At 72.1% G+C, this 13,376-nt stretch carries 9 protein-coding genes; 8 read left to right on the top strand and 1 reads right to left on the bottom strand.

What is annotated here, in order from left to right; translation table 11 throughout:
* Nucleotides 1-187: 187 nt before the first annotated feature.
* The 5 genes from ABZ840_RS04620 (at nt 188) to ABZ840_RS04600 (ending at nt 9,653) form a co-directional block, all read left to right on the top strand.
* Nucleotides 188-1,696 (top strand): cytochrome ubiquinol oxidase subunit I, encoded by a 1,509-nt coding sequence (locus ABZ840_RS04620; RefSeq protein ID WP_361553207.1) that lies wholly within the window; start codon nt 188-190, stop codon nt 1,694-1,696.
* A 9-nt stretch (nt 1,697-1,705) separates the two neighbouring features.
* Complete coding sequence (cydB, locus tag ABZ840_RS04615; RefSeq protein WP_361553204.1) at nt 1,706-2,707, top strand: cytochrome d ubiquinol oxidase subunit II; 1,002 nt, start codon at nt 1,706-1,708, stop codon at nt 2,705-2,707.
* Nucleotides 2,708-2,744: 37 nt separating this feature from the next.
* On the top strand, nt 2,745-6,281 hold the full coding sequence (gene cydD, locus ABZ840_RS04610) for a thiol reductant ABC exporter subunit CydD (RefSeq protein ID WP_361553201.1): 3,537 nt from the start codon (nt 2,745-2,747) through the stop codon (nt 6,279-6,281).
* Nucleotides 6,282-6,505: 224 nt separating this feature from the next.
* Nucleotides 6,506-8,185: a GAF domain-containing protein gene (locus tag ABZ840_RS04605; RefSeq protein ID WP_361553911.1), complete on the top strand. Its 1,680-nt coding sequence runs from the start codon at nt 6,506-6,508 to the stop codon at nt 8,183-8,185.
* Nucleotides 8,186-8,309: 124 nt separating this feature from the next.
* The gene (locus ABZ840_RS04600) at nt 8,310-9,653 is read left to right on the top strand and encodes a M23 family metallopeptidase (RefSeq protein WP_361553198.1); all 1,344 of its coding nucleotides are present in this window, start codon (nt 8,310-8,312) and stop codon (nt 9,651-9,653) included.
* 14 nt (nt 9,654-9,667) lie between these two features.
* On the opposite strand, the gene ABZ840_RS04595 is transcribed toward ABZ840_RS04600, so the two are convergent.
* Entirely contained in the window at nt 9,668-10,513 is an 846-nt protein-coding gene (locus tag ABZ840_RS04595; protein WP_361553195.1) for a Cof-type HAD-IIB family hydrolase, read from the bottom strand.
* A gap of 233 nt (nt 10,514-10,746) precedes the next feature.
* On the opposite strand from ABZ840_RS04595, the gene ABZ840_RS04590 reads away from it, so the two are divergent.
* The 3 genes from ABZ840_RS04590 to ABZ840_RS04580 all read left to right on the top strand — a co-directional run bounded on the left by ABZ840_RS04590 (nt 10,747) and on the right by ABZ840_RS04580 (nt 13,302).
* Nucleotides 10,747-11,655, top strand: a complete 909-nt coding sequence (locus ABZ840_RS04590; protein WP_361553192.1) for an LLM class flavin-dependent oxidoreductase — start codon at nt 10,747-10,749, stop codon at nt 11,653-11,655.
* 129 nt (nt 11,656-11,784) lie between these two features.
* Complete coding sequence (gene htpX, locus ABZ840_RS04585; protein ID WP_361553189.1) at nt 11,785-12,684, top strand: zinc metalloprotease HtpX; 900 nt, start codon at nt 11,785-11,787, stop codon at nt 12,682-12,684.
* A 54-nt stretch (nt 12,685-12,738) separates the two neighbouring features.
* Nucleotides 12,739-13,302, top strand: coding sequence for a hypothetical protein (locus ABZ840_RS04580; RefSeq protein ID WP_361553186.1), 564 nt, complete (start codon nt 12,739-12,741; stop codon nt 13,300-13,302).
* The last annotated feature ends 74 nt before the right edge of the window (nt 13,303-13,376 follow it).

Here is a 13,376-nt window from a genome sequence, read left to right as displayed (position 1 = left end):
ATTCTTCGGCCACGGAATACCACGTGACCGTAGTCACGTACCCCCCACGGGAGCTGTCCGAAAGTCATGGGAGATAATTGCTTGTGAATGTGAACGCGTTCACAAGCGTCTCCCTTTATGTCCCCCTTTATGTAGGACAAAAGGTGCAGGGGCGTGGCGAGAACGGCGACCGTAAGGAGACATCGACGTGGAACTGGCGTTGGCGCCAGAGACTCTGGCGCGATGGCAATTCGGCATCACGACCGTCTATCACTTCCTCTTCGTGCCCTTGACGATCTCTCTCGCCGCCTTGGTGGCAGGACTGGAGACGGCGTGGGTCCGCACGGGCAAGGAGCGCTACCTCAAGGCGACCAAGTTCTGGGGCAAGCTCTTCCTGATCAACATCGCGATGGGTGTCGTCACCGGCATCGTCCAGGAGTTCCAGTTCGGCATGAACTGGTCCGACTACTCGCGCTTCGTCGGTGATGTCTTCGGCGCCCCGCTCGCGTTCGAAGCCCTCATCGCGTTCTTCTTCGAGTCCACCTTCATCGGCCTCTGGATCTTCGGCTGGGACAAGCTGCCCAAGAAGATCCACTGCTTCTGCATGTGGATGGTCTCGATCGGCACGATCCTGTCGGCGTACTTCATCCTCGCGGCCAACTCCTGGATGCAGCACCCCACCGGCTACAAGCTCAACAAGGCCACCGGCCGCGCGGAGCTGACCGACTTCTGGAAGGTGCTGACGCAGGACACCACCCTGGTCGTCGTCTTCCACACGCTCACGGCCGCCTTCCTCGCGGGCGGCGCCTTCATCGTCGGCATCGCCGCTTTCCACCTGATGCGCAAGAAGCACATCAAGGTCATGCGGACCTCACTGCGGCTCGGCCTGGTGACGCTGGTCGTCTCCGGTCTGCTGACCGCCGTCAGCGGCGACCTGCTGGGCAAGGTCATGTTCCAGCAGCAGCCGATGAAGATGGCCTCGGCCGAGGCACTGTGGGACGGGCAGGCGCCCGCGCCCTTCTCGGTCTTCGCCTACGGGGACGTGGCGAAGGGGCACAACACCGTCGAGGTGGAGATCCCCGGCCTGCTCTCGTTCCTCGCCCACGACGACTTCTCCTCGTACGTGCCCGGCATCAACGACGTGAACAAGGCCGAACAGGAGAAGTTCGGGCCGGGCGACTACCGGCCCAACATCCCGGTCGCCTACTGGGGCTTCCGCTGGATGATCGGCTTCGGCATGGCCTCCTTCGCCCTCGGCGTGGCCGGCCTCTGGCTCACCCGCAAGAAGTTCTGGCTCTCGCAACGGCTGCGGACGGGCGACGACGAGGTACCGCATCTCGCGCTGACCAAGGACAGGGCGCTCGGGGACGGGCTGGCCAAGTGGGCCTGGCGGCTCGCCGTGGTCACCATCGGCTTCCCGCTGATCGCCAGCTCCTGGGGCTGGATCTTCACCGAGATGGGCCGTCAGCCGTGGGTCGTCTACGGCGTGCTGCGCACCTCCGACGCGGTCTCCCCCGGCGTCTCCCAGGGCGAGGTGATCACCTCGATGGCCGTCTTCACCACGCTGTACGCGATCCTCGCCGTCGTCGAGGTCAAGCTGCTCGTCAAGTACGTCAAGGCCGGACCGCAGGAGCTGTCGGAGTCCGACCTCAACCCGCCCACCAGGATCGGCGGAAACGACAGCGACGCCGACCGGCCGATGGCCTTCTCGTACTAGGAGGCAGCTGTGCACCTTCACGACGTCTGGTTCGTCCTCATCGCCTTCCTGTGGACCGGGTACTTCTTCCTCGAAGGATTCGACTTCGGGATCGGCGTCCTCACCAAGCTGCTCGCCCGTGACCGGCGTGAGCGGCGAGTCCTGATCAACACCATCGGCCCGGTCTGGGACGGCAACGAGGTCTGGCTGATCTCCGCGGCGGGCGCGACCTTCGCGGCCTTCCCCGAGTGGTACGCCACGCTCTTCTCGGGCTTCTACCTGCCGATGCTGCTGATCCTGCTCTGCCTCATCGTGCGCGGAGTGGCCTTCGAGTACCGCCACAAGCGGGACGAGGAGCGCTGGCAGCGCAACTGGGAGAACGCGATCTTCTGGACCTCGCTGCTCCCGCCGGTGCTGTGGGGCGTGATCTTCGGCAACATCGTGGGCGGCGTGAAGATCGACGCCGACAAGAACTACGCCGGGACCCTGCTCGACCTGCTGAACCCGTACGCGCTCCTCGGCGGCCTGGCCATGCTGGCGCTGTTCACCTTCCACGGCGCGGTCTTCGCCTCGCTGAAGACGATGGGCCCGATCCGGGAGCGGGCACGCGTCACGGCCTCGTTCCTCGGCATGATCGCCATGGGGCTGGCGCTCGTCTTCATGGTCTGGACGCAGATCGACAAGGGCGACGGCAAGAGCCTGGTCGCGCTGGTCGTGGCGGCGGTCGCGCTGCTCGCCGCACTGGTGGCCAACATGTTCGGACGGGAGGGCTGGTCCTTCGCCTTCTCCGGCGTCACCATCGCGGCCCTGGTCGCGATGCTGTTCCTGACGCTCTTCCCGAACGTCATGCCGTCCTCGCTGAACGAGAGCTGGAACCTCACGGTCAGCAACGCCGCATCCAGCCCGTACACCCTGAAGATCATCACCTGGTGCGCGGCCATCGCGGCTCCGCTCGTGATGCTCTACCAGGGCTGGACGTACTGGGTGTTCCGCAAGCGCATCGGCACCCAGCACATCGCCGACGCCCACTGATCCCCTTCCGTTACGTACGTCAGGACGGATGTTTCACGTGAAACCGATCGACCCGCGCCTGCTTCGGTACGCCCGCGCCACCCGTTTCTTCCTTGCCGCGGTGGTGGTGCTCGGGCTTGCCGGGGCCGGCCTGGTCATCGGCCAGGCGATGCTCATCGCCGAGGTCGTCGTCGGGGCGTTCCAGCGCGACCTCCGGCTCGACGACCTGACCACACCGGTCCTGCTGCTCGCGCTGGTCTCGGTCGGCCGGGGGCTCGTCTCCTGGCTGACCGAGCTGGCCGCGCACCGGGCGAGCGCCGCGGTCAAGTCCGAGCTCCGCACCCGGCTGCTGGAGAAGGCCACCGGGCTGGGCCCGTCGTGGCTCGGCACTCAGCGCACGGGCGAGCTCACCACCCTCGCCACCCGCGGCATCGACGCACTCGACGACTACTTCGCGCGATACCTCCCGCAGCTCGGTCTCGCCGTCGTCGTCCCCGTCGCCGTGCTCGGCCGCATCGTCACCGGCGACTGGATCTCCGCAGCGACCATCGTCGTCACGCTCCCCCTCATCCCGCTGTTCATGATCCTCATCGGCTGGGCGACCCAGTCACGGATGGACCGGCAGTGGAAGCTGCTGACCCGGCTGTCCGGGCACTTCCTCGACGTCGTCGCCGGCCTCCCCACGCTCAAGGTCTTCGGCCGGGCAAAGGCCCAGGCTGCGGCCATCCGCACCATCACCGGCGAGTACCGCCGGGCCACGCTGCGCACCCTGCGCATCGCCTTCCTGTCCTCCTTCGCCCTGGAGCTCCTCTCCACGATCTCCGTCGCGCTGGTCGCGGTCGGCATCGGCTTCCGCCTGGTCAGCGGCGAAATCGACCTCTTCACCGGTCTGATGGTGCTGATCCTGGCGCCCGAGGCGTACCTGCCGCTGCGGCAGGTGGGCGCGCAGTACCACGCGGCGGCCGAGGGTCTGGCGGCCGCCGAGGAGATCTTCGCCGTACTGGAGACGGAAACGACCGGTCACGACGGGACGCGCGAGGCACCCGCCGGCACCGGAATCACCGTGGACGGCCTGGTCGTACGCCACTCCGGGCGCACCGAACCCTCCCTGCCGCAGACCTCGTTCGAGGTGGCGGCGGGGGAGACGGTGGCGCTCACGGGACCGTCCGGCGCCGGCAAGACCACCCTGCTCAACGTCCTGCTCGGCTTCACGCAGCCCGCGGCCGGGCGCGTGCTGGTCGACGGCGTGGACCTCGCCACGCTCGCGCCCGACAGCTGGCGCCGCCGCGTCGCCTGGGTACCGCAGCACCCCTACCTGTTCGCCGGCACGGTCGCCGAGAACGTACGGCTGGCCCGCCCGGACGCGGACGACACGGCGGTACGGGCCGCGCTGCGCGACGCCGGTGCGCTCGACTTCGTCGACGCCCTCCCCGACGGCCCGGACACCCGCCTGGGCGAGTCCGGCGCAGGCCTCTCCGCCGGCCAGCGCCAACGCCTGGCACTGGCCCGCGCGTTCCTGGCCGACCGCCCGGTACTCCTGCTCGACGAGCCCACGGCAAACCTGGACGGTGAGACGGAGGCATCCGTGGTGGACGCCGTACGCAGGCTGTCCGAGGGCCGCACGGTCCTCCTCGTAGCCCACCGCCCAGCTCTGCTGCAGGCGGCCGACCGGGTGATTCAACTGCCCGGCCACCACAACGCACCCGCGGCCGCCCCGACGACGGAAGGGACCGGGGCGCAGGGGGTGGTCGTCGGACGTAAAGCGAAGCAGTCCGACGACCACCCCCGGAGCCCCGGGCCCGGCACCGACCACGACGCCGAGGCGCAGACACAAGCCCGCGTCCTGAAGCGCCTCAGGAGCACGGCGCGAGCGCACCGCTCCCGCTTCGCCCTCGCGCTACTGCTGGGCAGTTGCGCACTCGGCAGCGCCGTAGGCCTCATGGCCACCTCCGGCTGGCTGATCTCAAGGGCCTCGCAGCACCCCCCGGTGCTCTACCTGATGGTCGCGGTCACGGCGACCCGCGCGTTCGGCATCGGCCGGGCCGTCTTCCGGTACGCCGAGCGACTGGTCGCGCACGACGCGGTGTTCCGGATGCTGGCGGACGCAAGGGTGGCGGTCTACCGGCGGCTGGAGAAGCTCGCCCCCGCCGGTCTGCGCGACCGCAGTCGGGGTGACCTGCTGTCCCGACTGGTGGCCGACGTGGACGCCGGGCAGGACTACTTCCTGCGCTGGCTGCTGCCCGTGGGCGCGGCCGTCGTGGTCGGCGCCGGCTCGGCGGGCTTCACCGCCTGGCTGCTGCCGGAGGCCGGTGCGGTGCTCGCCGCCGGCCTGCTGCTGGCGGGCGTCGCCGTGCCGCTGGTCTCCGCCGCGCTGGCCCGGCGGGCCGAACGGCGGCTGGCCCCGGCACGCGGCGCGCTCGCCGCACGCATCGTGGACCTCCTCACCGGTACGGCCGAACTGACCGTCGCGGGCGCCCTGCGGGAGCGGCTGGCCGGCACCCGGCGCGCGGACCGCGATCTCACGGCGGTCGCGTCCCGGTCCGCCGCGGCAGCCGGTGCGGGGGCCGGGCTGACCGCACTGCTGACCGGGCTGACCGCCGCGGCCGCCGCGGTCGTCGGTGTGCATGCCGTGCACGACGGGCGGCTGAGCGGGGTGAGCCTGGCGGTGGTCGTGCTGACGCCGCTCGCCGCGTTCGAGGCGGTGGCCGGGCTGCCGCTCGCGGTGCAGTACCGGCAGCGCACCCGCCGCGCCGCCGAGCGGGTCTTCGAGGTGCTGGACGCACCGGCGCCGGTACGCGAGCCCGACGCGCCCGAGGAGCTGCCGGAGTCGCCGTTCCCGCTGGTCGTGAGCGGGCTGACGGCCCGCCACCCCGGACAGCACCGGCCGGCGCTCGACGGCGTGGGCTTCACGCTCGCGCCCGGCCGCCGGATCGCGGTGGTCGGCCCGTCCGGTTCGGGCAAGACCACCCTCGCGCAGGTGCTGCTGCGCTTCCTGGACCGCGAGGCCGGTACGTACACGCTGGCCGGGGTCGACGCGCAGCAGGTGGCGGGCGACGACGTACGGCGGCTGGTCGGGCTGTGCGCGCAGGACGCCCACCTCTTCGACAGCTCGGTGCGCGAGAACCTCCGGCTGGCCCGTACCGAGGCCGCGGAAGCCGACCTGTGGGACGCGCTGGAGCGGGCCCGGCTCGCCGACTGGGTACGCGGGCTGCCGGAGGGCCTGGACACGCTGGTCGGCGAGCACGGCGCGCGGCTGTCCGGCGGGCAGCGGCAGCGGCTGGCGCTGGCCCGCGCGCTGCTCGCCGACTTCCCTGTGCTCGTGCTGGACGAGCCGGCCGAGCATCTGGACCTGGCCACCGCCGACGCGCTGACCGCCGACCTGCTGGACGCGACCAGCGGCCGGACCACGGTGCTGATCACGCATCGGCTCGCGGGCCTGGAGGCGGTCGACCAGATCCTCGTACTCGACGAGGGGCGCGTGGTGCAGCGCGGACCGTACGAGGAACTGGCAGCGGCAGACGGCCCGTTCCGCAGCATGCGGGACCGGGAGCGGGCGGCGGACGCGCGATACACCGCAGGGGCGCCTCGCCCGTAGAGCCTCGCCTCGTCCGTAGTGCCACGCTCCGTCCGCCCCCTCACCACACCCCAGCTCAGTAATCGCGACTTTCCAGGGTAAAAGGTACTTACTAGGCTCGGAGCATGGCAGCCACGGCAGGACCAGCGAACGGACCCGGGGCGGCGGAAGGCCCCGTACCGGAGGGCCCCGTGCCGGAGGACTTCGTACCGGAGGACTCCGTGCAGGGGGCCGAAGCCGACACGATGGACGCGGCCACGGAGGCCACCCGCAGCCTTCAGGGGATCTCGCCCGAGATCACCGCCCGGCTGCCGCGCCTGCTGGAGGCCATGCGGACCGTGGGCGCCGGGCTGGACCTGCACGTCACCCTGGACCGCATCGTGGAGACCGCGGCGGAGCTGGCCGATGCCCGGTACGCGGCCATCGGCATCGTCGACCAGGCCCGGGACGGCCTGTCGGACTTCGTGACGTACGGCGTGACCGCCGAGGACCACCGGCGCATCGGCGCGCTCCCCGACGGCCACAAGGGCCTGCTCGGCGCGCTCATCCACGATCCCCGGCCGCTGCGCCTGGCCGACCTGACCCAGGACCCGCGCGCGGCCGGCTTCCCGCCCGGGCACCCCCCGATGCGGACGTTCCTCGGGGTGCCGATCCGGGTCCAGGGGGAGATCTTCGGGAACCTCTACCTGACGGAGAAGCGCGACGGCGGCGAGTTCAGCGAGGGTGACCTGCACACGCTGCGGGTCCTCGCGACGGAGGCGGGCCTCGCGATCGGCAACGCCCGGATGTACGCGGCGGCCCGGCAGCGCGAGGCCTGGATCGACGGCGCCGCCGCCGTCACCACCGCGCTGCTCGCCGGGAGCGACGTGGACGAGTCGCTGGCGGTCGTCGCCGAACAGGCCCGGCGGCTGGCGGACTCCGCCGCCGGGATCGTGCTGCTGCCGATGGAGGACGGCGGGCTGGAGATCGTGGCCGCTGCGGCGGACGAGCCGGCCCGTCTCATGGGTACGCAGATCCCGCCCGACAGCCCGGTGACCGCCACCCTCCTCGCCGGCGAACCGGTGTTCGTCGAGGACTCGGCGACCGATCCCCGCATGATCACCGAGGTCGCGCCGTACTTCGGGCCCAGCATGCTGCTGCCCCTGAAGAGCGGCGGCCGCGTCCTCGGTACCCTCGCCACCCCCAGGGCGCGCGGCGCCCGGCAGTTCACCCCCGCGGAACGCACGCTGGCCGCGCAGTTCGCCGCGCAGGCCGCACTGGCGCTGGTCCTCGCGGACGCGCGGCGCGACCGCGAGCGGCTGGCCGTCTACCAGGACCGCGACCGGATCGCCCGGGACCTGCACGACCTGGTCATCCAGCGGCTGTTCGCCACGGGGATGATGCTGGAGAGCGCGGCCCGCAGGGCCGTGGTGCCCGAGGTGCGGCAGGGCGTGGGCAAGGCCGTGGACGAGCTGGACGTGACGATCCAGGAGATCCGCACCGCCATCTTCGCCCTGCAGCAGGGGCCTGCCGAGGCGCCCTCGGGGCTGCGTACTCGGGTGCTGCGCGAGATCGGTACGGCGGCGGTGCCGCTGGGTTTCCAGCCGTCGGTGAATTTCGTCGGCCCGGTGGACGCCATGGTCGGCGAGTCGACCGGCAAGAACCTGGTCGCCGCGCTCCGCGAGGCGCTGTCCAACGCCTTCCGGCACGCCCACGCCTCCCGGATCGAGGTCGTCGTGGACGCCACGGCCACGCTGCCGGACGGGCGGGACGCGGTACGGCTGACCGTCGCCGACGACGGCGTGGGCATTCCGGAGGGCGGCCGGCGCAGCGGCCTGAAGAACCTCGCGCGGCGGGCCGAGGCCCTGGGCGGGTCCAGTACGTACGGGCCGGGGCTCGGCAAGGAGGGGGCGGGCACGATGGTGACGTGGGAGGCGCCGCTGTAAGGCGCGGCGCCGGACCGGCGGCTCCCCCAGGTGGCCGGACGGCTGTGCTCCGTTCGGTGGCTTACGGTCCGGGGCCGGAACCGCGCTCCGCGGTCCGGCGTCCTGATCGCGCAACTATCGGCCCATGCATCCAGGTCTGTCGTGCGGTCAGGAGGCCCGCGCGCCGCGACGGGCACCGGCGGCCCGGTCGCGGGCCCGCCGGCGCGGTGCCGTCGTGTGCGCCTTCACGATCATGCTGGGCGGGCTGCTGCCCGGCGGGCTGCCTTCGGGCAGCGAGGCCGTCGGCGCGGGCGCCGCTGCCACCGCGTACGAAGGCGCGGCGGCGCGGCCGGCAGGCATGCCGCACCGGGCGATCGCGGTACCGGCGGCCGGTGCGGCCCGCCACGAGCGTGCGGCGCGGCGCGGGGCCGCGGCGCCGCAGGGCGGCGGTGCGCGGTACGAGAGCGGCGGGCCCGGTCACGTCGTGGGGCGCGGGCGGTCCGCCCGGCTGGCCAGGGCGCGCCTGGAGGTGCTGCGGCTCGGCGTGGCGGCGGGCAGGGCCGGGCGGTCGTACGAGTACGGGCTGCGGGCCGCCAGGGCCGAACGGGTCCGGGCCCGGCAGCTGACCGAGCGGCTGCGCAGGGAGCGCCGCACCGCCGCTGAGCTGCGCCGTACCGCCGGGCTGATCGCGGCCCAGCAGTACCGCACCGGCAGCGGGCTGTCCTTCGCCGTGCGCACGCTGACCTCGGCCGCCCCCGAGGAGGTGCTGCGGGCCCATCGGCTCGCCGAGCACCGGCAGCGCGCCCTGGCGGCCAAGGCGCGTACGGCGCTGCGGGCGAGCCGGGCCCTGGCCGCGGGGAGCGCCGCGGCGGTCGGCCGCACACAGGTGCTCGACGCCAGGAAGCAGCGGCTGGCCGGGGAGCGGGAGCGCATCGGGCGCAGCCTGGACCGGGCGCGCGGCCGGCTGTGGCGGCTCGTGGCCGGTGCGGCGGAGTCCGGTACGGAGGCGGCCGGCAGCTGTGGCGGGCCGTCGGAGGGGGTGTCCTCGGCCGCCGGGGCCCTCGCGGCCGTCGCCCCGTCCGCGCGGGGGTGGACCCGGCCGGTGGCGGGGTACGCGCTGTCGGCCTCGTTCGGGGGCGCGGGCGCGCACTGGTCGCACCGGCATACGGGGCAGGACTTCGCCGTGCCTGTAGGCACGCCCGTACGGTCCGTGGGCCGGGGCCGGGTGACCACGGTGGAGTGCGGCGGCCCCTTCGGGATCAACGTGGTGGTGCGGCACGGCGCGCACACGTACACGCAGTACGCGCACCTGTCGGCGGTGCTGGTGCGCCCGGGGCAGCGGGTACGCGCCGGGCAGCCCCTCGCCCTTTCCGGGAACACCGGCAACTCCACGGGGCCGCACCTGCACTTCGAAGTGCGGCGCGGGCCCGGTGTGGACATGGCCGTCGAGCCCCTGCGCTGGTTGCGGAAGCGCGGCGTAGGGGTGTGAGGTTCGGGCGGCGGTCAGCCGCGGGTCCGCTCCCGCAGCAGGCGTTCGATCAAACGTTCGATGATGGCGGCGACGCCGTCCTCGTTGTTGCCCGCCGTACGGTGCGTGGTCGCGGCCAGCACGTCCGGGTGCGCGTTGGACATGGCGTACGACGTGCCCGCCCAGGCCAGCATCTCGATGTCGTTCGGCATGTCACCGAACGCCACCACCTCGTCCGGGGTGATGCCCCGTTCGGCACAGCAGCGGGCGAGCGTACCGGCCTTGCTGACGCCCGCGCCGCTGATCTCCAGGAGCGCGGTGGGGCTGGAACGGGTGAAGGACGCCAGGTGCCCCGCGGCCTCGCGGGCCAGCGCGAGGAACGCGTCCGGGTCCAGCTCGGAGTGGTGCGCGAGGACCTTCAGGACGGGCTCGCCCGCCTTCTCGAACTCCTCGCCGAGCAGCTTCTCCACCGGGGCGATCAGCGCGCCCGGGTCGAGGTGGAACGGCGGGTACTGCGGCTCGTAGTGGATGCCGCCGGTGCGTTCGACGGCGAACGATGTGCCCGGCGCCGCGGCGCGCAGCGCCTCCACGACGGAGACCGCCGCGTCCCGCTGCAGCGCGCGCACCTCGACGATGCGGCGGCCGCGGTGCAGGTCGACGACGGCGGCGCCGTTGGCGCAGATCGCCAGGCCGTGGCCGTGCACATGGTCGCTGACCACGTCCATCCAGCGGGCCGGCCGGCCGGTGACGAAGAAGACCTCGATACCGGCCTCCTCGGCGGCGGCGAGCGCCGCGATCGTCCGCTCCGAGACGGTCTTGTCGTCCCGCAGCAGAGTGCCGTCGAGGTCGGTGGCGATCAGCCGGGTGCGGCGGCCGGGCAACGGCGGCTCCGGGACGGGCCGTGGCTCGGGCGGCCGGGGTGGAGCGGATGGCGGCGGCGCCTCGGATGCCGGCGTCCGCGCGGATGACAGCGGCGGCTCGGCGGAGGGATCGTCTGTCACAGGGCCATCAGTCACGAGGCCATCTTCCCGCATATGCGCGCACAGGCGTGCGCTGGGTCGCGCGCATGAGCTTGACAAGGCGGGTCGGCGCGTCCAGCCGTAGGCTCGGAGGCATGCTACTGAGCACCGTGATTCTGCCCGTACGACGCTGGTCCGAAGGCGGGCGGGAGGTGTGGCAGCACGCCGAGGAGCTGGGCTTCCACGCCGCGTACACCTACGACCACCTGTCCTGGCGGGTCCCCTTCCGGGACGGCCCGTGGTTCGGCGCCGTGCCGACGCTGACCGCGGCCGCCGCCGCGACCTCCCGCCTGCGCCTGGGCACCCTCGTCACCTCGCCCAACTTCCGGCACCCGGTCACCCTCGCCAAGGAGCTGATCTCGCTGGACGACATCAGCGACGGCCGGATCACGCTCGGCATCGGCGCGGGCGGCAACGGCTTCGACGCGCACGCGCTGCTCGGCAGCGACGAGGAGCCGTGGACGCCGCGCGAACGCGCGGATCACTTCGCCGAATTCGTCGCCCTGCTGGACCGGCTGCTCACCGAGGACGCCGTCACGTACGACGGCGAGCACTACAAGGCGCACGAGGTGCGCAACGTCCCCGGATGCGTGCAGCGGCCCCGGCTGCCGTTCGCGGTCGCCGCCACCGGTCCGCGCGGCCTGCGGCTGGCGGCGCGGTACGGCCAGGCGTGGGTCACCACCGGTGACCCCAAGGCGTCCGCCTCGGGCACCCCCGAGCAGTCGCAGGCGGCGATCGCCGGGCAGATCGAGCGGCTGGGCGCGGCCTGCGAAGCGGAGGGGCGGGACGCCGGGAAGCTGCCCAGGATCCTGCTGACCGGCTTCACGCCGGACCGGCCGCTGGACTCGGTCGACGCCTTTGTGGACTTCGCCGGCCGCCATGCCGAGCTGGGCATCGACGAGCTCGTCCTGCACTGGCCGATCGCGGGCACGATCTTCGAGGCCGACCAGTCGGTCTTCGAGCGGATCGCGGCGGAGGCACCGGCCCAGCTCGCGGCCGACTGAGCCCGTTCGCCACAGGGATCACCGTCCCTTTGCCTCGCCGAGAGGAACCGAACAGGAATCAAGAGGGAGAATCGGGACAGAGGCGTCGTCGTACGGACGGTCGGCTGGGCCGTCCGGCTGGAGGACACCATGGCTCAGACCCGATTCGCCCCGGACCGCGGGCTGACCTCGCGCATGGTCGTGACGATGTTCTTCATCGGCCTGCTGTACGTCGTGGTCGTCGGCGCGCTGGTGGTGCTGCTCAAGGGCGCGTGGCTGATCGTGCTGGTGATCACGGGCGCCCTCTTCATCGCTCAGTTCTGGTTCAGCGACCGCATCGCGGCGTTCGGCATGGGCGCCCGCGAGGTCACCCCCGAGCAGGCGCCCGAGCTGCACGGCGCCGTCGACCGGCTGTGCGCGCTCGCCGACATGCCCAAGCCCAAGGTCTGCATCGCCGACAGTGACATCCCGAACGCCTTCGCCACCGGACGCAACCAGCGGAACTCCCTGATCTGCGCCACCACCGGACTGCTGCGCCGGCTGGAGCCCGAAGAGCTGGAAGGGGTGCTCGCGCACGAGCTGTCGCACGTGGCACACCGCGACGTGGCGGTGATGACCATCGCCTCGTTCCTGGGAGTGCTGGCCGGGGTCATCACCCGGGCGGCGCTCTGGAGCGGGGTGGGACGCAGCAACCGGGACAACAATGCGGCCGTCGCCATCCTGATCGTCACGGCCGTCAGCGCGGTGGTCTACGTCATCAGTTTCCTGCTCACCCGGCTGCTGTCCCGGTACCGCGAACTGTCCGCCGACCGGGCCGCCGCGCTGCTCACCGGACGGCCGTCCGCACTGGCTGCCGCGCTCACCAAGGTCACCGGGCAGATGGCTCGCATCCCCACCCGTGACCTGCGCCGGGCCGAGCCGTTCAACGCCTTCTACTTCGCCCCGGCGTTCTCCAGGGAGAACGCCGTGCAGCTGCTGTCCTCGCACCCGACGCTGGAACAGCGCCTGGACCAGCTCGGGCGCCTCTCCGCCCAGCTGGGCCGACCGTGAACCGGGCCGGCACCCTCGGCTGCCCGCCTCTCCCTCAGCCCTAGGAGCCACTCGATGGGTTTTCTGGATGTGATCCTCGGCCGCAGCAAGCCGGTACGCCCGGACCTCGACCAGCTCTTCGCGCTGCCCTCCGCCGCGATCACCCTGCAGGCGGCAACGGGGTTCACGCCGACGGGCCGGGGCTCGGTCTGCTTCGCGAGCGTCGAAGGCGGGGCGTTCGCCCGCATCCAGGCCGATGTGCGGCAGCTGCTCGGCCCGCCGGTGGACTACACCCAGGACCAGTACGGGTACACCTGGCTCCTCGCCCAGCACGCCCCCGAGGACACCGCGGGTCTGGTCAACGACCTGCACGCGGTCAATACCTCACTCGAAGAGGCCGGCTTCGGCCCGCAGCTGCTCTGCTCGCTCATCGGCTTCCGGGACGAGCGCGACCGCTCGCTCGCGCTGGTGTACCTCTACAAACGCGGCACGTTCTACCCCTTCGCGCCCCTCCCCGGGGACGGCGAGAAGCGGGACAACGCGCTAGAACTTCAGATGCGGTCCCTGCTCGCCGACGATCTCACCGTCGAGAAGGACCTGAGCCGCTGGTTCCCGGTGTGGGGCGCGCCGGGGCTGTGACGCGAAGTGTGCTGCTTTGTTTCACGTGAAACACGATGTCCCGTTTCGCGGAAACCTCCTGTTTCACGTGAAAC

Origin of the sequence: Streptomyces sp. NPDC047117 (genome assembly GCF_040643545.1) — a bacterium.
Taxonomy (GTDB): Bacteria; Actinomycetota; Actinomycetes; order Streptomycetales; family Streptomycetaceae; genus Streptomyces.
This window is presented reverse-complemented; position numbering and strand designations above follow the sequence as displayed.

Bases quoted from the DNA above. Each gene is read 5' to 3' on its own strand.
- ABZ840_RS04605 (WP_361553911.1), top strand. From the start codon at position 6,506: ATGGACGCGGCCACGGAGGCCACCCGCAGCCTTCAGGGGATCTCGCCC.
- ABZ840_RS04600 (WP_361553198.1), top strand. From the start codon at position 8,310: ATGCATCCAGGTCTGTCGTGCGGTCAGGAGGCCCGCGCGCCGCGACGG.
- ABZ840_RS04590 (WP_361553192.1), top strand. From the start codon at position 10,747: ATGCTACTGAGCACCGTGATTCTGCCCGTACGACGCTGGTCCGAAGGC.
- htpX (WP_361553189.1), top strand. From the start codon at position 11,785: ATGGCTCAGACCCGATTCGCCCCGGACCGCGGGCTGACCTCGCGCATG.
- ABZ840_RS04580 (WP_361553186.1), top strand. From the start codon at position 12,739: ATGGGTTTTCTGGATGTGATCCTCGGCCGCAGCAAGCCGGTACGCCCG.